The sequence below is a fragment of the Microbacterium sp. Root180 genome, from assembly GCF_001428485.1.
Classification (GTDB): domain Bacteria; phylum Actinomycetota; class Actinomycetes; order Actinomycetales; family Microbacteriaceae; genus Microbacterium.
This window is the reverse complement of the sequence record NZ_LMHS01000003.1, coordinates 743,970-764,783: the sequence shown is the minus strand read 5'-3', so window position 1 is coordinate 764,783 and position 20,814 is coordinate 743,970. Positions and strand designations below refer to the sequence as shown.

Annotated in this window: 17 protein-coding genes; 14 read left to right on the top strand and 3 right to left on the bottom strand. The window is 69.6% G+C overall.

Annotated features, from left to right (window positions below; genetic code table 11):
• The first annotated feature begins 54 nt into the window (after positions 1-54).
• Genes ASD93_RS11095 through ASD93_RS11065 form a run of 7 tightly spaced genes read left to right on the top strand, consistent with a single transcriptional unit; the run spans position 55 to position 7,942 of the window.
• Positions 55-1,743, top strand: coding sequence for a peptide ABC transporter substrate-binding protein (locus ASD93_RS11095; protein ID WP_056122276.1), 1,689 nt, complete (start codon positions 55-57; stop codon positions 1,741-1,743).
• A gap of 27 nt (positions 1,744-1,770) precedes the next feature.
• Entirely contained in the window at positions 1,771-2,736 is a 966-nt protein-coding gene (locus ASD93_RS11090; RefSeq protein WP_056122274.1) for an ABC transporter permease, read from the top strand.
• Positions 2,733-3,635, top strand: coding sequence for an ABC transporter permease (locus ASD93_RS11085; RefSeq protein ID WP_056122271.1), 903 nt, complete (start codon positions 2,733-2,735; stop codon positions 3,633-3,635). Before ASD93_RS11090 ends, ASD93_RS11085 begins: the two co-directional genes overlap by 4 nt.
• The gene (locus tag ASD93_RS15940; protein ID WP_056122268.1) at positions 3,632-4,636 is read left to right on the top strand and encodes an ABC transporter ATP-binding protein; all 1,005 of its coding nucleotides are present in this window, start codon (positions 3,632-3,634) and stop codon (positions 4,634-4,636) included. Before ASD93_RS11085 ends, ASD93_RS15940 begins: the two co-directional genes overlap by 4 nt.
• Positions 4,633-5,616: an ABC transporter ATP-binding protein gene (locus ASD93_RS15935; RefSeq protein ID WP_056122265.1), complete on the top strand. Its 984-nt coding sequence runs from the start codon at positions 4,633-4,635 to the stop codon at positions 5,614-5,616. Before ASD93_RS15940 ends, ASD93_RS15935 begins: the two co-directional genes overlap by 4 nt.
• The gene (locus tag ASD93_RS11070; RefSeq protein WP_056122261.1) at positions 5,613-6,692 is read left to right on the top strand and encodes a tartrate dehydrogenase; all 1,080 of its coding nucleotides are present in this window, start codon (positions 5,613-5,615) and stop codon (positions 6,690-6,692) included. Before ASD93_RS15935 ends, ASD93_RS11070 begins: the two co-directional genes overlap by 4 nt.
• 44 nt (positions 6,693-6,736) lie before the next feature.
• Entirely contained in the window at positions 6,737-7,942 is a 1,206-nt protein-coding gene (locus ASD93_RS11065) for an MFS transporter (protein ID WP_235566940.1), read from the top strand.
• 71 nt (positions 7,943-8,013) lie between these two features.
• Here ASD93_RS11065 and ASD93_RS11060 read toward each other — a convergent pair whose 3' ends face one another.
• Entirely contained in the window at positions 8,014-8,928 is a 915-nt protein-coding gene (locus tag ASD93_RS11060) for an alpha/beta hydrolase (RefSeq protein ID WP_056122255.1), read from the bottom strand.
• A gap of 217 nt (positions 8,929-9,145) precedes the next feature.
• Positions 9,146-10,324, bottom strand: coding sequence for an HNH endonuclease signature motif containing protein (locus tag ASD93_RS11055; protein WP_235566939.1), 1,179 nt, complete (start codon positions 10,322-10,324; stop codon positions 9,146-9,148).
• A 293-nt stretch (positions 10,325-10,617) separates the two neighbouring features.
• On the opposite strand from ASD93_RS11055, the gene ASD93_RS11050 reads away from it, so the two are divergent.
• The 7 genes from ASD93_RS11050 (at position 10,618) to ASD93_RS11020 (ending at position 19,768) form a co-directional block, all read left to right on the top strand.
• The gene (locus ASD93_RS11050) at positions 10,618-13,062 is read left to right on the top strand and encodes an FdhF/YdeP family oxidoreductase (RefSeq protein ID WP_056122247.1); all 2,445 of its coding nucleotides are present in this window, start codon (positions 10,618-10,620) and stop codon (positions 13,060-13,062) included.
• Positions 13,063-13,169: 107 nt separating this feature from the next.
• Positions 13,170-14,081, top strand: a complete 912-nt coding sequence (locus ASD93_RS11045) for an ABC transporter ATP-binding protein (protein ID WP_056122244.1) — start codon at positions 13,170-13,172, stop codon at positions 14,079-14,081.
• On the top strand, positions 14,078-14,887 hold the full coding sequence (locus ASD93_RS11040; RefSeq protein WP_056122241.1) for an ABC transporter permease subunit: 810 nt from the start codon (positions 14,078-14,080) through the stop codon (positions 14,885-14,887). Before ASD93_RS11045 ends, ASD93_RS11040 begins: the two co-directional genes overlap by 4 nt.
• Positions 14,888-14,904: 17 nt before the next feature.
• Positions 14,905-16,188 (top strand): sensor histidine kinase, encoded by a 1,284-nt coding sequence (locus ASD93_RS11035; RefSeq protein ID WP_056122238.1) that lies wholly within the window; start codon positions 14,905-14,907, stop codon positions 16,186-16,188.
• Positions 16,185-16,865, top strand: coding sequence for a response regulator transcription factor (locus ASD93_RS11030; protein ID WP_082569287.1), 681 nt, complete (start codon positions 16,185-16,187; stop codon positions 16,863-16,865). Before ASD93_RS11035 ends, ASD93_RS11030 begins: the two co-directional genes overlap by 4 nt.
• A 110-nt stretch (positions 16,866-16,975) precedes the next feature.
• On the top strand, positions 16,976-18,277 hold the full coding sequence (locus tag ASD93_RS11025; RefSeq protein ID WP_056122235.1) for a C-glycoside deglycosidase beta subunit domain-containing protein: 1,302 nt from the start codon (positions 16,976-16,978) through the stop codon (positions 18,275-18,277).
• Positions 18,278-18,292: 15 nt separating this feature from the next.
• Entirely contained in the window at positions 18,293-19,768 is a 1,476-nt protein-coding gene (locus tag ASD93_RS11020) for a C-glycoside deglycosidase beta subunit domain-containing protein (RefSeq protein WP_056122232.1), read from the top strand.
• A gap of 2 nt (positions 19,769-19,770) precedes the next feature.
• Here ASD93_RS11020 and ASD93_RS11015 read toward each other — a convergent pair whose 3' ends face one another.
• A complete protein-coding gene (locus ASD93_RS11015; RefSeq protein ID WP_056124416.1) occupies positions 19,771-20,709 on the bottom strand; it encodes a LysR family transcriptional regulator in 939 nt (312 codons plus the stop codon).
• Positions 20,710-20,814 lie beyond the last annotated feature (105 nt).

The window sequence follows — 20,814 nt, the reverse complement described above, 5'->3', positions numbered from 1 at the left end:
CCGCTTCGCACCTGGTAAGCAACGTCGCCACACCTCTCGACCACGGAGTCAAAATTGTCGAAGTCCTCGCGTCCCAGCACCTTCCGCAGCACCGCGGCCATCACGCTCGCCATCGTCGCCGTCAGTGCCCTCGCAGCCTGCAGCGCCGGCGGATCGGAGCCCGAGTCCAGCACGGCGGCGCCCGTGACGAAGGGCGGTGAAGTCGTCATCGGCGCCGAGCAGGAGCCGGACTGCGTCGACTGGATCGCGACCTGCGCCGGCTCGATCTGGGGGACCTACATGATGCAGATCCCCACCATCCCCACCGTCTTCGAGACGCGCCTGGTCGACGGCGAATGGACGCCCGTCCCGTCGGATCTCGTGACGGAGGAGCCGGTCGCCGAGAGCACGGGCGACGGCCAGACGATCACCTACACGATCAACCCCGACGCCGTGTGGTCCGACGGCGAGCCGATCACGTCGGCCGACTTCGCGTACACCGCCACGCAGATCCGTGACGGTGACGACATCTTCGACAAGACCGGATACGACCGCATCGCCTCGGTCGACGCCTCCGACCCGCAGACCGCGGTCGTGACGCTCGACCAGTCCTACGCGGGATGGCGGACGCTGTTCAGCACGTACGGCGTGCTGCCCGCCCACCTCCTCGAGGGGAAGGATCGCGCCGCCATCATGGCCGACGGCTACGACTTCAGCGGCGGACCGTGGAAGATCGAATCGTGGGACCGTGGCACGTCCGCGACCCTGGTTCCGAACGAGAACTACTGGGGCGACAAGCCCAACCTCGACAAGGTCACCTACCTCTTCCTCCCCGACACGACGGCAGCGTTCCAGGCGCTCAAGAGCGGCCAGGTCGACGTGCTCTACCCGTCTCCGCAGCTCGATGCGATCAGCCAGATCGATGCCGGGCTCCCGGGGATCAACTCGCAGGTCGACGCGCGCAGCGGTTCGCTGGAGGCCGTCTGGTTCAACAACGACGCGTTCCCGTTCGACTCGAAGGCCGTCCGTCAGGCGGTCGCGTACTCGATCGACCGCGAGGCGATCGTCGAGCGCCTCTTCGGCGCCCTCGGTGTCGACACTCCGCAGCAGAGCTTCAACAGTCCCATCGTGGGTGCCTACGCGGCGGACGACTTCTCGCAGTACACGCTCGACCTCGACAAGGTGGACGAGCTGATGGAGGGCGACGGCTGGACCAAGAACTCCGACGGCGTGTGGGAGAAGGACGGCCAGACGGCCACCTTCTCGATGGAGACGCTGGCCGGCAACAAGCGCCGCGATCTCACCACCCAGGTGCTCCAGGCCCAGCTCGCCGAAGCCGGCTTCGAGATGACGATCAACGCGGTCACTCCTGCCGACCTGTTCGGCACGATCGCCCCCGAGGGTGACTTCCAGTCCGGTCTCTGGGCGATCGTCGACACGTTCCCGGACCCGACTCTGAGCTCCTCGTTCCTGTCGACCAACATTCCGTCGGCCGACAACGGCTTCTCGGGCATCAACTTCTACCGGGTGTCGATCCCCGAGCTCGACCCGCTGCTGAACCAGGTCGACACGGAGCTCGACGTCGACAAGCGCATCGCCGCGTCGAAGGAGGCCGATGCCGTGATCGCAGAGAACGTGCCCTCGCTGCCGCTGGACACGGTGCCGCTCGTGCTCCTGTGGAGTGACAAGATCGGTGGACCGCTCGAGATCAACCCCGTCGAGGGCCCGTTCTGGAACCTCGCCGAGTGGGGTCTCGCGGGCTGACCGCGCGACGGCCCAGGAGAACTGAAGATGTTCCGATTCATCGCTCGGCGAGCTGTGTACTCGCTGCCGGTGATCCTCGTGGCCTCCTTCATCCTCTTCTGGGCCGTTCGCTCGACCTTCGACCCGCTCGCGAAGCTCCGGCAGGCGGCGGATCCGACGGCGCTCCAGCGCGAGATCGAACGACTCGGGCTGGACCGTTCGATCTTCGAGCAGTACTTCCTCTGGCTGCGTTCCTTCGTCTCGGGGGACTGGGGCACGAGCAGCCGCACCGGTACACCTGTGCTTCCGCTCATCGGCGACGCGCTGTGGCCCACGCTCCAGCTGGCGTTCTGGGGACTCCTGGTCGCGATCCTCGTCGCGGGAGCCATCAGCGTCTATTCGGCGGTCAGGCAGTACTCGCTCGCGGACCAGGCGTTCACGGGCGCCTCGTACATCGGCATCGCGATGCCCGCGTTCTGGTTCGGCCTCATCCTCATCCAGGCTCTCGCCGTGTGGCCCAAAGAGACCTTCGGGCTCGACGAGCCGCCGTTCTTCTTCATCGGCCTGCCGCCCGTGACGGAGGTCGGCGTCGTCGACTACGCGCGCCATCTCGTCCTTCCCGTCGCAGCCCTCATGATCGCGCTCGTCGCTTCATGGAGCCGGTTCGGGCGGTCAGCGATGCTCGACTCGCTCTCGAGCGACTACGTACGCACCGCGCGGGCGAAGGGCGTGCCCCGCCGGCAGGTCATCTGGCGGCACGCGGCGCGCAACTCCCTCGCTCCCTTCGTGACCGTCGTCGCGCTCGACGCGGCGATCCTCATCGGCGGGCTGGTGGTCACGGAGCAGATCTTCGCCATTCCCGGCATGGGCCGGCTCTTCCTGCAGTCCCTGGTGGCGGGAGACCTCTTCGTGCTCCTGCCCTGGATGATCGTCGTGGCCATCGCGGTCGTGATCTGCAACCTCATCGCCGACATCGGCTATGCGATCCTCGACCCGAGAGTGAGGCTGTCATGAGCGGGGCGGGACTCACCGGCGCCGAGGAGATCCTGGCCGAGCAGCCCGTCGCGGGCGGATCGACCCGGCAGCTGATCAAGCGCTTCCTCCACCACAAGCTCGCCGTCGTGAGCCTGGTGGTGCTGCTCATCCTGATCGTCGTGTGCTTCGGTGCGCCGTGGATCGCACCGTTCCCGCAGGGGCAGCAGGACCTCCTGCTCGGCCCGACCGCGCCGTCGGCCGAGCACTGGCTCGGAACGGACGAGCTCGGGCGCGACTACCTCAGCGAGATCCTGTACGCGGGCCAGATATCGCTCGCCATCGGACTCAGCGTGGCGCTGCTCGCGACAGTCGTCGGCACGGCGCTCGGCGCGGTCGCCGGCTACGCAGCCGGGTGGGTCGGCGAGCTCATCATGCGCATCACCGATCTGTTCCTCATCGTTCCCGCCATCGCGCTCCTGGCCGTCATCGTGCAGGGTCTCGGGCCGTCTCCCGCCACGATCGTCTTCGCCCTCACCGCTCTGGGCTGGACGTACATCGCCCGGGTGGTGCGCGCGCAAGTGCTCTCGCTCCGCGAGAAGGACTTCATCGAAGCCGCGCGCGGCATCGGAGCGTCGAATGTGCGGATCATCCTGTCCCATCTCCTGCCGAACCTCGCGGGCGTGATCGCCGTCGCCATGAGCCTCGCGGTCGCGTCGGCGATCATCGCGGAGTCGACGCTGAGCTTCCTGGGCTTCGGCGTCCAGTCTCCGCAGACGAGCTGGGGATCGATGCTGAGCCAGGCCGCGGGCTACGTCGGAACGCCGCAGGTGTACCTGCTCTACTTCCCGGGCTTCTTCATCCTCATCACGGTGCTGTGTGTCAACTTCATCGGCGACGGCCTGCGCGACGCCCTCGACCCGCAAGGCAAGAACCTGTGAACGCCGCGATCCCGCTCCTCGAGGTCGAGAACCTCTCGGTCACCTTCCCCACCGACGCCGGTGCCGCTCGGGCGATCGAGAACATCTCGTTCTCGCTCCACGCCGGCGAAACCCTCGGCATCGTGGGGGAGTCCGGCTCCGGCAAGTCCATGACGGCCATGGCGATCATGGGCATCCTGCCGAAGAACGCCATCGTGACGGGATCCATCCGCCTGCGGGGTCGTGAGCTGGTCGGACTGTCCGACGACGACCTGCGAGAGATTCGCGGCAACGACGTCGCGATCGTGTTCCAGGACGCGCTGACGGCGCTCAACCCCGTCGTGACGGTCGGCGATCAGCTCATCGAGGCGGTCCGCGTGCACCGCCCCGAGACCACGCGCGAGCAGCGCCGGGCGCGGGCCATCGAGCTCCTCGGGCTCGTCGGCATCCCGGCTCCCGAGAAGCGGATCGAGCGGTACCCGCACGAGTTCTCGGGCGGCATGCGGCAGCGCGTCATGATCGCGATGAGCATCGCGAACGAACCCGATCTGCTGATCGCCGACGAGCCGACGACGGCACTGGACGTCACCGTGCAGGCGCAGGTGCTCGAAGTGCTCCGCGAGGTCCAGCAGCGCACGGGCACGACGGTCGTCGTGATCACGCACGATCTCGGCGTCGTCGCGGGCATCGCCGATCGCGTCGTCGTGATGTATGCGGGCGGAGTCGTGGAAGCCGCCGACGTCGACCCTCTGTTCTACGAGACCGCCCACCCGTACACGGCGGGCCTCCTCGCCTCGCTGCCGCGCCTCGATCGCCGCTCGTCGCGTGACGAGCGGCTCTATCAGATTCCCGGGCAGCCTCCCGTGGCCACGCGGTGGCCGGAAGGATGCCGGTTCGCCCCGCGGTGCGCATACGCGGTCGCGGGACGGTGCGACGTCGTCGTACCGCCGCCGGTGAACGTGGGGGGAACGCACACGGCCAGCTGCGTGCGCGTCGGCGAGTGGAAAGAGGAGCTGCAGTGAGCACGACGCTGGCGGTCGACGGACTCGTCAAGGAGTACCCGGTCGGTGGCGGACTGTTCCGGCGCGGGACCGAGGTCGTCCATGCCGTCTCCGATGTGAGCCTCACGGTGCCCGGCGGCACCACCTTCGGACTCGTCGGCGAGTCCGGGTGCGGCAAGTCCTCGTTCGGGCGCAGCGTGGCGAAGCTCCAGTCGTCGACGGCCGGGCGCATCCGTCTCGACGACGACGACATCACGCGCATGCACGGCACCCGGCTGCGGGCGCTGCGCCGGCGCATCCAGTTCGTCTTCCAGGATCCGTACGCGTCGCTCAACCCGCGCAAGTCCGTCCGCGATGCCCTGGCCGAGCCGCTCGCGATCCACGGACTTCACAAGGGACGGCAGTCCGACCGCGTCCTGGAGCTGCTGGACATGGTGGGCCTCAACCCGGCGCACGCCGACCGCTATCCACACGAGTTCTCGGGCGGTCAGCGCCAGCGGGTGGGCATCGCCCGGGCGCTGGCGGTCGAGCCGGAGGTCATCGTCCTCGACGAGCCGGTGAGCGCACTCGACGTGAGCGTCCAGGCGGGCGTCCTCAATCTCCTGGACGACCTGCAGCGCGACCTCGGACTCACGTACCTCTTCATCGCGCACGATCTCTCGGTCGTCCGGCACCTGAGTGATCGCGTCGGCGTCATGTACCTGGGCAAGCTCATCGAAGAGGCGCCGGTCGATGCGCTGTACGAGCGACCGATGCATCCGTACACGCAGGCGCTCCTCTCGGCCATCCCCGTGCCCGATCCGCGCATCGAACGCGCACGGGAGCGGATCGTCCTCACGGGAGACGTGCCGAGCCCGGTCTCCCCGCCTTCGGGATGCCGCTTCCGCACCCGCTGCTGGAAGGCGACCGACCTGTGCGCGGCCGAGGAGCCGCCGCTCTTGGACCAGGGCGACGGGCATCGCGTCGCCTGTCACTATCCCGCGGAAAGGAACGTGGTGTGAGCGCAACCGCCCACCGGATCGCTGTGATCCCCGGCGACGGAATCGGCAAGGAGGTCGTGCCCGCAGGCCTGGCCGTGCTCAGATCCGCGGCCGCACGCTACGGCGTGCCGCTGGAGTACGAGCACTTCGGCTTCGCCTCGGCCGACTACTGGCTCGAGCACGGGAAGATGCTGCCCGACGACTGGTTCGAGACGCTCAGCGGGTTCGACGCCATCTTCTTCGGTGCCGTGGGCTGGCCGGAGGTGGTGCCCGACCACGTGTCGCTGTGGGGGAGTCTCATCCAGTTCCGGCGCCGGTTCGATCAGTACATCAGCCTCCGCCCCTGCCGGCTGCTTCCCGGCATCCCGAGCCCGCTCACCGGTCGTGGCCCGGGCGACATCGACTTCGTGGTCGTGCGTGAGAACACCGAGGGCGAGTACTCCTCGATCGGCGGGCGGATCTTCGACGGCACCGACCGTGAGGTCGTCGTGCAGCAGACGGTCATGACCCGCACGGGCGTCGATCGCGTGCTGCGCTACGCCTTCGAGCTGGCCGAGCGCCGCGACCGGCGCAAGGTCACGTCGGCGACGAAGAGCAACGGCATCACCATCTCGATGCCCTACTGGGACGAGCGGTTCGCCGCGATGGGTGCGCAGTATCCGGAGATCACGCGCGACCAGTTCCACATCGACATCCTCGCCGCGAACTTCGTGCTGCATCCCGACTGGTTCGACGTGGTGGTGGCGAGCAACCTCTTCGGCGACATCCTCTCCGACCTGGGGCCTGCGTGCACGGGAACGATCGGCGTGGCCCCGAGCGCGAACATCAACCCCGAGGGTATCTTCCCGAGTCTCTTCGAGCCCGTCCACGGCTCCGCCCCCGACATCGCCGGCAAGGGGATCGCGAACCCGATCGGCCAGATCTGGTGCGGCGCGATGATGCTCGATCACCTCGGCCACTCCGACGCGGCGACGGCGATCCTCACGGCGGTCGAGGATGTGCTCGCTGCGGGAGACCCCGACGTGCTCACCCCCGACATCGGCGGACGAGGCGCGACCGACTCGCTCGCCCGCGCGATCTCGGACGCCGTACGCTGACGCCGCTGCGCCCGACGGGAGTCACAGTCATGTCGGATGGCTTCATGGGCCATGTTTCGGGCAGCCGCGAGTATCGGCGGCTGCTCGTCGCCCTGTTCTTCGCGGGCATCGCGACGTTCGCGCAGCTGTACTCGCCGCAGCCCGTGCTCCCGCTCATCTCGGAGACGCTAGACGTGTCGCCGGCCACCGCGTCCCTGGCCGTGTCGGCGTCGACGCTCGGCCTCGCGGCTGCCGTGATCCCGTGGTCTCTCATCGCCGATCGCATCGGCCGCGTCCCCGCGATGGCGATCGGCCTCGTCGCCGCGACGATCCTCGGGATCCTCGCACCCTTCAGCCCCGACGGCACGGTGCTGCTCGGCGTGCGCCTCCTCGAGGGGGTGGCACTGGGTGCGGTTCCCGCGATCGCGCTCGCCTACCTGAGCGAGGAAGTGGATGCCCGGCACGTGGCCGCCGCCGCAGGCAGCTACATCGCGGGCACGACCGTGGGCGGCCTGTCGGGCCGCGTCGTCTCGGGATTCGCGGCCGAGGTCGGCGACTGGAGAGTCGGCATGTGGGCGGCCTCCGCGCTCTGCGTGGGGGCGGCGGTGGCCTTCCTCGTGCTCATCCCGCGCGCACGGGGCTTCCATCCCGGACGCTTCCACGCCGAGGGGGGAGCGGGCATCGCCGGGCGGATCGCCGTGAACCTGCGCACGCCCATGCAGCTCGCGCTCTACGCCCAGGGCTTCCTCCTCATGGGCGCATTCGTCGCGGTCTACAACTACCTCGGCTTCCATCTCAGCGCGCCGCCGTTCTCGCTGCCGGCGTCACTGGTGACGCTGCTCTTCCTCGCGTACCTCGCCGGGACCGTCTCGTCGCCGTGGGCCGGCATCCTGGCCTCCCGTCACGGACGACTCGGCGTGCTGATCGGCGGCATCGGCGTGATGATCAGCGGCGCCGCTCTCATGATGGTCCCCGCCGTCTGGATCGTGGTGGCCGGGCTCCTGCTCTACACCGGAGGCTTCTTCGCAGCGCATGCCGTCGCGTCGGGCTGGGCGCCCGCCGCAGCCCGCCGCGACACCCGGGCGCAGGCATCCTCCCTCTACTACCTCGGCTACTACGTCGGGTCGAGCCTCTTCGGCTGGTGCCTCGGCTTCGTCTTCACCGGCATCGGCTGGCTCGGCTTCCTCACGGCGGTCATCGGGATGTGCGTCGTCTCGGCGGTGCTCGCGATCCTCGCCCTCCGGCCCACCGCCGCCGGCGATCGGCGCTGAGCGGGGTCGGCCGCCGACCGTGGCGCGACGTGTGGACGATCCCCGCTCTCGACACGCCTGCCGGCCGGCGGTTACTCCGGCTCGGCGTCGAGGGCGCCCGCCAGCCAGTCCTGCGCGCGCTCGATGAGCGCTTTCGCGACCGGGGTGTCCTTCGCCCAGTTCTCGAAGCCGTGGACGGCGCCCGCGACGACGTCGGTCGTCACGGGAACGCCGGCGCGGCGGAGAGCGTCGGCGTAGGCGCGGTCCTCCTCGGCGAACAGCTCGATGTCGGTCCACGTGAGGAACGCGGGCGGAAGCCCGGAGAGGTCTTCACGCCTTCCGGGCGCGGCGTACGCGGGCACCGCGTCCGCCCCTGGCTCCGTGCCGAGGTAGCCGGCCCAGCCTTCGCGATTGGAGGTGTTGTTCCAGATGAGGTGGTCGACGCCGTCGTGCTCCCGGTCGGCCGCGGTGCGATCGTCGAGCATCGGCGCGAAGAGCCACTGAGCGCTCGGCTGCGTCCCCCCGTCATCGTGGATGCGCTGGACCAGCCCGGCGGCCAGTCCTCCGCCGGCGCTCTCGCCGCCGACGGCGATCCGGCCGACATCGACGCCGAGGTCGGGGGCATGGTCGAGGAACCAGGTCCACGCGGCGCGCACATCGTCGTGAGCCGCGGGAAACGGATGCTCCGGCGCGAAGCGGTAGTTCGCCGAGACGATGATCGCCCCGAGCCGTTCGGCCGTCGACAGGCAGAGCGCTTCGTCCTGCCGGGCGTCGCCGAAGAGCAGGCCGCCGCCGTGGATCCACAGCATCCCGGCACCGCTGCGCGATCGCTGCGGCGTGTAGATCCGCAGCCGCACCGACCCGGCGCGCGCCGTCGAGACCCTGACGGCATCGGACTTCGGCACCGGCATCACCCGCACCGCGGCCCGCACGAGCCACCGGGGGGCCGAGATCTGGGCGCGCTTCATCGGCTCGCGCAATTCCGGGAGCACCTGCTCGATGTCCATCGGACCTCCTTGTGCGGGCTCAGCATACCGACATCCGGACGAGAGTGTCCGGTACGGATCACACGCCTGCTCCCGCGGCGACCGGCATCGGATCGAGGGCATCGGAGCGATCGTCCAGCGCTTCCGCGCCTGACGCTGCGCGCCGAGAGTGCGCGGACGACCGGATCCACGGCCGGATGGCGGTGATCCGTGCCGACGTTCATGCCGACCGCTCGCGCTAGAACGGGACGTCGGATCCGCCGGGCGGTCCCGCCGGCCGGAACACGGGGACGGGCCGCTCGGGTTTCACGAGGTACCGGCGCCCGGCGGGCGAAGTCCACAGCAGCGTGCCGCCCTCTTCGGGGAGATGATCCACCGACCACCCGCCGTGGTGCTTGACGGTATGGTGCCCGGTGCACAGGCGCGCGTGGTTGTCGAGGCTGGTGTGTCCGCCGTGTTCCCATGCGATGTTGTGATCGATCTGACACCTTGATGCCGGAATGCCGCAGCCGGGTGCCATACATCGCTCGGCCCGCCACCGGATGAGTTTGCGCAGCGCCGCCGGCGGCCGGTACTGGGTCCGGCTCACCGAAAGCACCATCCCGGTCTCAGCGTCGGTGAGGACACGCATCCACCCGGCGTCGCCGCCGCACAGCTCCCGCGCCCTGTCCAGCGGGATCGGCCCGACGCCCTCGACCGTGGCCGGCGCAAGGCCCTGAGCATGGCGGTGCTCGTCATCGTCCGCCAACAGCGCCAGCACGGGCACGGTAACCGCGACCGTCGCGCGGATTCCTCGAGCCTCGGCCGGGTGCGCGTCGGTGCGTCCTTCGATCAGCAGGTCGGCGAGCACGTCAGTGCGCGTCTGGTCCAGCGTTCGGGTCTCTTCCGGGTGGGCGTTGATCACCTTCGCCATCCGGGTGATCCGGTCATGGATCGCGTGCGCCTCGACCGCGGGCAGGTAGGCGTGCAGCCATGCCATCCCCTCTGCCGCGGGCTCGATCACGACGCGCCGCTGCGCCAGCTCGCGCGCGTGCCGCTCGGTCAGCGTCGCCGACTCCTCGGTCTCGATGAGCCGTTGGAGCTGACGGCGAAACGACCCTACCGGCAGCTCCTCAGCGAGTGCGATCGCCCGCTCGACGAGCCGGTCCCGCACCTCGGGGGATGCGGCATCCAACAGGTCCACCAAAGTGCGCGCATGGCGCTCCGTCATGCCCGCGTGACCCAGCGACGCGAGTGCCCCCGGATACCGCGAAACCATCGCCTCCGCCTGCGCGAGCAGCATCCCCGCCGCGGCCTCGGTGATGCGCAGCGCCGCCGCGAGCTCGAGTCTCACCGATCGCTCCACGATGTCGGCGGCGCCACCGCCGTAGCGCGTGCCATCGGCCAGAGCCCGACGACGCAGCGCGTCGACGCGCACGAGGTGCTCGGCAGCGAACACCGACAGCATTCCCGCCACCTCGGTCACGAGCTCCACATCGTCGGGCACCGGCGGCGCCCACCCCGGCGCAGGACCATCGGGAAGCTGGCCCGGGTCATCTGCGAGGATTGTCATGCTCCAGACTTTAGAACATACGTACGACATCATCCTCCGCCGCGGTGAGCCGACCGCGCCCGACATCCCGGCATCCGTTCAACAAAGGCGAACCGGGTGCGAAGTGCTTCGACGATGTGCCGAGGTGAACAAGCGTGAGCAGGACGTACCCTGGCGCTATGGCGAGGAAGCCCCCGACAGCCGACATCGACGAGGCGCGCGTGCGCGTGTCGCGGCCCAAGAAGGTCGCCGTGGGCGTGCCCGCGGTGCTGCACGCGCTGCAGATCGCCCACGAGCAGATGGGTGTCACGCGCTCCGTCCAGACGCTGATGCAGGTGAACCAGAAGGACGGCTTCGACTGTCCCGGTTGCGCGTGGCCCGAGGAGGACAAGCGCCATCGCGCGGAATTCTGCGAGAACGGGGCCAAGGCGGTCGCGGAGGAGGCGACCGTGCGCCGGGTCGGACCGGAGTTCTTCGCGACCCATTCGGTCGAGGACCTGCGCGCGCACGACGAATGGTGGCTCGGGCAGCAGGGGCGGCTGACGCACCCGATGGTCCTCGACGACGGCGCCACGCACTATCGCGCCATCTCGTGGGACGACGCGTTGCGCCTCGTCGCCGACGAGCTCCGGACGCTCGATGACCCCGACGAGGCCGTGTTCTACACGTCCGGACGCACCTCCAACGAAGCGGCGTTCCTCTATCAGCTGCTGGTGCGCGGCATCGGCACGAACAACCTGCCGGACTGCTCCAACATGTGCCACGAGTCGTCCGGATCCGCACTGACGGAGACGATCGGGATCGGCAAGGGCACGGTGTCGATCGAGGACATCCACGCGGCCGATCTGCTCATCGTCGCCGGGCAGAACCCGGGAACCAACCACCCTCGGATGCTTTCGGCGCTCGAGAAGGCCAAGCAGCGCGGGGCCAGGATCATCGCCGTGAACCCGCTGCCCGAAGCGGGGCTGATGCGGTTCGAGAACCCGCAGACCATACGCGGGGTCGCGTTCGGCGGCACCAGGATGGCCGATCGGTTCGTGCAGATCCGATCGGGCGGCGATCAGGCGCTGTTCCAGGCGATCGGCAAGCACCTGCTCGAGGCGGAATCCGCCGACGGCGGCGTTCTCGATCACGAGTTCATCGCCGCGCACACCAGCGGCTTCGCGGCGTACGCGCAGGCGATGGCGGATGCCTCGTGGCCGGAACTGGTGAAGGCGAGCGGGATCCCCGAGAAGACCCTGCGCGCGATCGGTGAGGAGGTGCGCACCTCCTCATCGACCATCGTGTGCTGGGCGATGGGGCTGACGCAGCACAAGCACTCGGTGCCGACCCTGCGCGACGTGGTCAATGTTCTGCTGCTGCAGGGCAGCATCGGGCGCCCGGGCGCCGGCGTCTGCCCGGTGCGCGGGCACTCCAACGTGCAGGGCGACCGCACCGTCGGCATCTACGAGAAGCCGGCGGAGGAGTTCCTCGCCGCCCTCGACCGCGAGTTCTCTTTCCGCGCCCCGCGCGCGCACGGCTTCGACACCGTCGAGGCGATCCGCGCCATGCGCGACGGCCGCGTGAGGGTGTTCCTGGGCATGGGCGGCAACTTCGTCTCGGCCACGCCCGACACCGCCGTCGTCGAGGCGGGCATGGCGCGCGTCGGCCTCACCGTCCATGTCTCGACGAAGCTCAACCGCTCGCACGTCGTGACCGGTCGGCGTGCACTGATCCTGCCCACGCTCGGCCGCACCGACCGCGACCGGCGCGACGGTGCCGAACAGCGCGTCACCGTCGAGGATTCGATGGGCGCCGTGCACGCGTCCCGCGGCCGGCTCGCCCCACCCTCGGAGGACCTGCTCAGCGAGGTCGCCATCGTCGCGCGGCTCTGCGCGCTGGTCTTCGGGGAAGCGGATGCCGCAGCCCCGGCGTCCGATGCGACGGGCACGGCGTCCGCTGGTATCGGACTCGGTGCCGGCGACGCGGGTCTTCCCGAGCACGGGGCGATCGAGCCCGAGCACCCGGATCCCGCCGCGGTGCGGCATCCGCTCAACGTCCCGCAGGCCGATTGGGCGGCGCTCGAGGCCGACTATGCGCTCATCCGCGGGCACATCGAACGGACCATCCCCGGGTTCGAGGACTTCGAGGGCCGCATCCAGAAGGGCCGTACGTTCTTCCTGCCCAACGGCCCCCGCGATGCCCGCCGCTTCGCGACCGTCGACGGCAAGGCCAGGTTCACCGCGAATCCGCTCGAGTATCCGCGCATCCCGCGGGGTCGGCTGCTGCTGCAGACGCTGCGCTCGCACGACCAGTACAACACCACGATCTACGGCAAGGACGACCGCTACCGAGGGATCCGCGACGGGCGGCGCGTCGTGCTGGTGAACGGCAAGGACATCCGGCGTCTCGGCTTCGCCGAGGGCGAGATCGTCGACCTGGTGTCGGAGTGGACGGGTCCGAGCGGGTCCGTCCAGGAGCGCCGCGCTGAGGAGTTCCGCATCGTCGCGTACGACACGCCGCCGGGCAACGCCGCGGCGTACTACCCCGAGACGAACGTGCTCGTGCCGCTCGATTCGGTCGCCGACGTGTCGGGCACGCCCACCTCCAAGGCGGTCATCATCCGGCTCGAGCGGCGGGGCTGACGTCCCGCGCCCGCACCGCGGTCATCGGCACCGCGGTACCGGTCCGCCGGCGAATCTCCTCCCACGGGTGGACGCGGGAGCGGCGCGTGCGCCCATAGCGTGGACGCATGATCGTTGCAGAACAGCTCACCAAGCGCTTCGGGGACAAGACCGCGGTCTCCCAGGTGTCCTTCACCGTGCAGCCGGGGAAGGTCACGGGATTCCTCGGACCGAACGGCGCAGGAAAATCCACGACCATGCGCATGATCGTCGGTCTCGACCGGCCGACCGCCGGCACCGTCACCGTGAACGGCAAGCGGTACGCGGACCTCCGCGCTCCTCTCGCCGAGGTCGGCGTCCTCCTCGACGCGAAGGCCGTCCACACCGGGCGATCGGCGCGCAACCACCTGCGCGCGATGGCGGCGACCCACGGTCTCGGCAAGGCACGCGTCGACGAGGTCATCGAGCTCACCGGCCTCGGCAGCGTCGCGGGCAAGCGCGCCGGCAAGTTCTCGCTGGGGATGGGGCAGCGGCTGGGCATCGCCGCGGCGCTCCTCGGCGACCCGCACACGGTGATCCTCGACGAGCCGGTCAACGGCCTCGACCCCGAGGGCGTGCGGTGGGTGCGCCAGTTCGTGCGCTACCTCGCCTCCGAGGGACGCACGGTCCTGCTCTCGAGCCACCTCATGAGCGAGATGGCCCTCACTGCGGACCACGTGATCGTGCTCGGCCGCGGTGAGGTGCTCGCGGACGCCGAGCTGTCCGAGCTCGTCCGCGCCTGGACGAGCAACACCGTCCAGGTGCGCTCCCCGCGTCTGAGCGAGCTCGTCGCCGCCGTGGCCGGACCGGATGTCACCGTCACGACGACCGAGCCGGGACTGGCGGAGGTCGTCGGTGTGAGCGCCGCCTCGATCGGAGACCTCGCCGCATCACTGGGCATCCCGGTCCACGAACTCACCTCCCGCACCGGCTCGCTGGAAGACGCCTACCTCGCGCTCACCGGCGAAGCCGTCGAGTACAAGTCCAAGGAGCTCTCATGACCACCCTCACCACCGAACCCGCGCTGCGCTCGGACGCGGCATCCGCCCCGGTGCACCGCCTGACCTTCCCGCGCGTCCTGGCCAGCGAATGGATCAAGATCACGACGCTTCGATCCACGTGGTGGTCGCTCGCAGTGGCGGCCGTGCTGTCGGTCGGCATCTCGATGATGATCGCCGGAGCGTCGCAGAGCTTCGGGGGCGATTTCCCCGCGGTGAGTGCAATCCTCTCGCCGATGCAGTTCACGATGCTGGTCGCCGGCATCCTCGGTGCCATCGTCATCACCGGCGAGTACTCCACGGGCATGATCCGCTCCACGCTGACCGCCGAGCCGCGCCGCGGCACCATCGTCGTCGCGAAGGCCGTCGTGGTGTCGGTGCTCATGGCGGTCACGACGGTGCTCATCTATGCCGTTTCGATCGCGGCGACGGCCCCGTTCCTCGCGGACGGCATCGACTGGTCGGAGCCTTCGCAGTCGATCGTCCCGCTGGCGTACGGCGTGCTCTCGATGGTGGCGTTCACCCTCCTCGGCCTCGGCTTCGGCTTCATCATCCGCAACGGCGCCGGGGCGATCGCCGCGACCGTCGGTGTGCTGTTCGTCCTCCCGATCGTCTTCAGCCTGTTCTCCCTGGCCGGCGAGGGGTGGCGCTGGATCGTCGACCTGTCGGAGTACCTGCCGATGAACGCGGCGTCGATGCTGACGACTCCGGGGTTTGAGGACGTGCTTCCGTCGCTCCTCGCACTTCTCGGATGGGCGATCGTTCCGCTGCTCCTGGGATGGGTCGTCCTGCGCACGCGCGATGCGTGACGCGTAGAGTCGACCGGATGTCGCGAGCAGACAGCACGCCCGTCGTCGGCGCCGATCCCGGTGCGGACGACGGGCTGCTGCTGCCGCGACCGCCGGGCGTCCTGCGCCGGTTCTGGTCGCGGCATCCGCTCATCGCAGATGTCCTCATCGCCGGTGCCGCGCTGCTCCTCTCGCTGCCCGCCGCGAGTTTCCGGTCCGGGTTCCCGACGCAGCCCACCGTCGCGGAGACCGTGGTCGCGATCGTGCTCATCGTCGTCGCGTGCGCGGCGCTCGTGTTCCGCCGCCGGCAGCCCCTCTTCGTCTTCGCCGCGTGCATGATCCCGTCCGTCGTGCTCGCGCCGAGCCTGGTGCCCGCGACGCAGCTCCTGCCCGCCTTCGCGCTCTACGCGGTCGCGGTGTACCGCTCCACGCGCGCCGCCTGGATCTGCTTCGGCATCGCGTGCGCGACGCTCGCGCTCGCCACCGGGATCGCCGCGCTCCGCGCGCCGGCGGACGTGTCGCTGCTCGTGACGTCCCTCGTGTCGGGCATCGTCGCGATGCTCATCGGCGGGCTCATCGGAACGAACGTCGGAAACCGTCGCCGCTACCTCGAGGCCCTCATCGACCGGTCCCGTCAGCTGCTCGTCGAGCGCGACCAGCAGGCGCAACTGGCCGCGGCGGCCGAGCGGACCCGCATCGCGCGCGAGATGCACGACATCGTGTCGCACAACCTCACCGTCGTCGTCGCCCTGGCCGAGGGGGCGACCGCGACGGCCGACCCCGAGCGTGCGCGCGCGGCCACCGAGCAGATCGCCGACACCGCGCGCGGCGCCCTCACCGAGATGCGCGCGATGCTCGGCGTGCTCCGCGAACCCGAGGCGATGCCGGGCGCCCTGCTGCCGCTCGAGTCGGCGAGCGTCGCGGATGCCGTCGAGGCGGCGCAGCGGGCGGGGTTCCCCGTCGTGCTGCACACAGAGGGCCGCGTCGACCCACTGCCCGCCGACATCCGGCTCGCGACCTTCCGCGTCGTGCAGGAGTCGCTCACCAACGCGATGCGCCACGCGCCGAGGGCCACGCTCATCGACGTGCAGGTCGCCGTGGACGAGACGGCCGTCGATGTCTCGGTCGTGAATGACGGCGTCCCGTCGCCCACCGTCGCGGCCCCGCCCGGTGTCCGCGGTGGCTATGGGATCCCCGGGCTCCGCGAGCGCGCCGCGCACGTGGGCGGCACCTTCACCGCCGGCCCCGGCGACGGAGGACGCTGGATCGTCCGCGCCCGCCTTCCTCTTCCCGCCGCGACACGCGAGGAGCCGACGCCGTGACCGAGAGCATCCGAGTCCTGCTGGTCGACGACCAGGAGCTGATCCGCGTCGGGTTCCGGTTGGTGCTCGAAGCCGAGGCCGACATCGAGGTGGTCGGCGAGGCCGCGGACGGCGAGGAGGCCGTGCGCGCGGTCGCCGCCCACGCGCCCGACGTGGTGCTGATGGACATTCGGATGCCGCGCACCGACGGCATCGCCGCGACGCGGGAGATCGTCGCCGCCCACGCGGCCACCAGGGTGCTGGTGCTCACCACGTTCGACCTCGACGAGTACGCGTTCGGGGCGCTGGACGCGGGGGCGAGCGGGTTCCTCCTCAAGGACGCCCAACGAGCCGAGCTGACCGCGGCGATCCGGGCCGTCCACCGCGGCGACGCCGTGCTCGCGCCCGCGGTGACCCGGCGCGTGATCGAACGCGCCCGCCACGGTCACGACCTCACTCCGCCGCCGAGCGCCGAAGCCGGCTCAGACCCGCTGGAGGAGCTCACCGACCGGGAGCGGGACGTGTTCCTCGCCATCGCGGTCGGGCTCACGAACGCCGAGATCGCGCAGCGCCTGTTCCTGAGCGAATCGACGGTGAAGACGCACGTTGGCCGCGTTCTCGCCAAGACCGGTGCGCGGGACCGGGTGCAGGCCGTCATCCTGGCCCACCGCCGGGGAGTGGTGCCACCGGGGCCGTGACCGGCCGGCGGTACTTCTGCTTATGTGCGAATCAGGGATACTTATGAGGGAAGTGAACTAAACGCGATAGCCTCGAAATGCCGCGACGGCGCGACACGAAGGAGAGCGCGATGCTTCTCGAAAGAGACCTCATCCAGTCGGTGGGATTCCGCAACGTCCGCGAGGGCGACGACATCGTCGGATTCCAGTTCCGCGTCCGCATGCCTTCCTACCGGGGCATGGCCGCGTCCCTCATCGACGGCATCGCCGTGAGCATCCCGGGCGTGGTCGACGTCGGACCCGAGGTGCCGACCTGGACCCTGCAAGGTCGCACCTATACCCTCGCCGAGCTCTGGGAGTCCGACGGCGTGCGCTGGCAGCTGGAGAACGCCGCGATCGTCACGGTCCCTCTCGCCGGAGGCCTGCCGGACGGCATCCATGAGCTCTCGATCGATCTGCGGCTGCGGATGTCGTACATCCCGCAGGAGCACCAGCCCAGCCGATACCAGGTCACCAAGGCGGTGACGCTCTCGCCCGAAGCGGCCGGCGCCCCGTTCCGCTACGGCGTCTCGCTGTACAGCTACATGGGCGACTACGGCACGAACCTCGATCTCGAGACGGCGCTGCGCTCCATCGCCGACCTCGGCGCGACCGGCGTGGAGATCCTCGGCGAGGGGCATGTGCCGAACTACCCCGACCCGTCCCAGGAGTGGGTCGACGAGTGGTTCGGCCTCCTCGACGCGTACGGACTGGAGCCGACGAACTACGGCTCCTGGATCGACACGCGCCTCCACTCGAGCGGCGAGAACGGTCGCGACATGACCGTGGAGGAGGGGGCTGCGGCGCTTCAGCGCGACCTTCGTCTGGCCAAGCGCCTCGGCTTCCGCTTCGTGCGGCCGAAGATCGGCGTCGTCTCGAGCGACCTCGTCCCCCATCCGATCTGGACCGAGGTCGTGGAGCGCTCGCTCCCGCTCGCCGCCGAGCTCGACGTCATCATCTGCCCCGAGATCCACTCGCCGACCCCCATCAAGCACGAGGTCGTCGACGACTACATCGACCTCATCCGGCGAACCGGCACCAAACACTTCGGGCTGCTCCTCGACACCGGCATCTTCCAGGATCGGCCGATCCCGCTGGCCCCCGGCGAGCTGCCCGGCAGGCGACCCGCCTTCCTCGACGGCATCGGCGTCGATCCCGCCGACGTCTTCGACATCATCGAGCACGTGGTGTTCATCCAGGCGAAGTTCCACGACATCGACAACGCGCTCGAGGATCAGCAGATCCCGTGGGAACCGGTCCTTCGCGCCCTCAAGGAAGCCGGATACACCGGCTACCTCTCGAGCGAGTACGAGGGCGAGCGCGTCCCGTGGCGCTCGATCGAGCAGGTGCGTCGCCAGCACTCGCTCATGCGCCAGATCGCCGACCGGATCTGACCTCAGGAGACAGCCATGCCCAACGGACTCATCCACGACGACAGCCTGCGCGCCCACCCGGACGGGCTCGCGCTGCGTCTCACCCTGCCCTGGTACCGCAGCCTGTGGCTGTCGTCGGTGACCAGCCTCGAGCTCGCCGTCGACGGCGAACCCGTGCCCGAGGGCGACATCCGCTTCGTCACCCCCGATCGGACGTACCGGCTCGATGAGCTCCCCGAGCAGAGCGAGACGCTGTGGTTCCTTCAGCAGCATCCGCTTCTCGTGGTGCGCCGCGAGCAGCCGGTCGCTCTCGGCGAGCAGCACGACGTGCTGCTGGTCGGACAGCTCCGCCTGCCCTATATGCAGATCGCGCCGGGTCAGGACGGCCGGCCGGGGATGTATGTGCCGAACTTCGTGCGCGACGAGCTGACCCTGACGGTGACGGATGCCGATACCCCGGCCCCGGCGATGGTCACCGACGTGCCGCCGCCTCCGCCCGCGACGGACGCGGATCCGTTCCAGCTCGGCCTGACGCTGTACTCGGCGAGCGCCGAGTTCCGCGCGGGGTGGTTCGACTTCGACGGTCTGCTGGATCGCGTCGCCGATCTGGGGATCGGCCCGGGGATCGAGATCGTCGCATCGCAGATGGTCCCTGCCTACCCCGTCGTCTCGGACGACTTCGTGCGCACGTGGCGCGACGCCTTCGACCGGCACGGCTTCGCCGCGAGCTCGTTCGGGGCGAACCTCGACATGGGGCGTCGCCGCGATCGCGACATGACGCCCGACGAGGAGTTCGCCTTCAGCGAGCTGATGTTCCAGGGTGCGAAGAGGCTCGGGTTCCCGCTCGTGCGCATCCAGAGCGCCAAGCCGGAGCTGCTGCGCAGGCTGCTGCCGATCGCCGAACGGCTCGATCTGCGTCTCGCGTATGAGATCCACGCACCGCTCGGCCCCAACGCCGAGGCGATCCTGAAGGTGCGAGAGACGTACGCCGAGCTCGACTCCCCGCTGCTGGGTTTCGTCGCGGATTTCTCCTCGACGATGCACGCCATGTCGCCGACGCTGCTGCGGGCGGTGCGACGCGCCGGACTCGACGACGAAGCCGTCACGCGGCTGCAGGAGATCTGGGCCACCGACTTGCCCATGCGCGAGCGGCAGGAGGAGTTCATCGGCTATCTGCGCGGACGCGACTTCGACCCCGCGCGCCTCGGCTCGTTCGCCCACCTGGCGTTCAACATGCACGGGCATGTCGCGCCGCAGGAGTGGACCGACATCATGCCGCAGATCCTGCACGTGCACGCGAAGTTCTACGACATCGACGACTCCGGCCAGGAGCCCGCGATCGACTACCCGGAACTCGTGCGGGTGTTCGTCGACGGCGGCTATCGCGGCTATTGGTCCAGCGAGTGGGAGGGACACGCCTTCGCCGAGCTCGGCGAAGTCGATCCGCTGCTGCTCGTGCGCCGGCAGCACGACCTGATCCGCAAGACGATGCGGGAGCTGCAGCCCGCCTGAGCTCAGACGACGTGAGCGCCGGCCTCGACGACGCGGCCCGCCTCTTCGAACAGGCCTCGCATCCAGGTGTGCTCGGGGTCGCGCGTGTGGGACGGATGCCACCACAGGGCGTTCGTGAGAGGCGTGGCATCGAACGGCAGCGGCACGACACGGAGCCCGCCGATCCGCAGCATGTGGGGCGCGAGCGCGGACTGGACGAGTCCGATGCGGTTCGTCCCGCTGACGAAGTGGCCGACCGAGAGGAAGCTCTCCAGGACGACCTCGATGCGCGGCTCCACGCCGAGCTGCTGCACTTGGCGGGCGGCCGAGGTGAAGGCCGAGCGCGACTGGTAGGTCATCACCCAGGGCAGTGTCGACATGTTCTCCATCGTGAGCGCCTCGCCCACGTCGGGATTGGTCTCCGAGACGACGGCGAGCCAGCTGTCGTGCCACAGGTCCAGGAACGGCAGGTCCGAGACCGGTCCGTGCGGGATCACCATGCCGTCGGCGGAGCGCAGCCGGGTCGCGGCATCCTCCACGATCACGGGATTGTGCAGCATGAAGCGGAACCGCACGCCGGGGGAGCGCTCCGCCGCCAGGCGTGACACCTCTGTGCCGAGCGTGACGAACCCGTAATCGGATCCGTAGATCGAGAACTCGCGGGTGGACTCCTCGGGACTCCACGTCGCCTGGCTCTCGAACACCCGGCGCGCTGCCTCGAGGGCGGTCGTGGTGTGCTCCGTCAGACGCAGCGCGAAAGGGGTCAGTTCGTACGTGTTGCCCCGCCGCGCGAGGATCTGATCGCCGAAGTGCGTGCGCAGCCTGCCGAGCGACGCGCTGAGCGCCGGCTGGCTCAGGTGCAGCCGCTCGGCCGCACGCGTCACGCTCTTCTCCGTCAGGAGCGCGTCGAGCGCGACGAGCAGGTTCAGATCCAGTCGGGACAGCAGGGCGTGATCGGTCACCACGTCGTGATCCTCCGGTGCGAGAGCGGGGCTCCACTGTATCAACGCAGCCGATGACGACGCGAGGGGCTATACGTCCCACTAATGCGGGACGGCACGACGGTG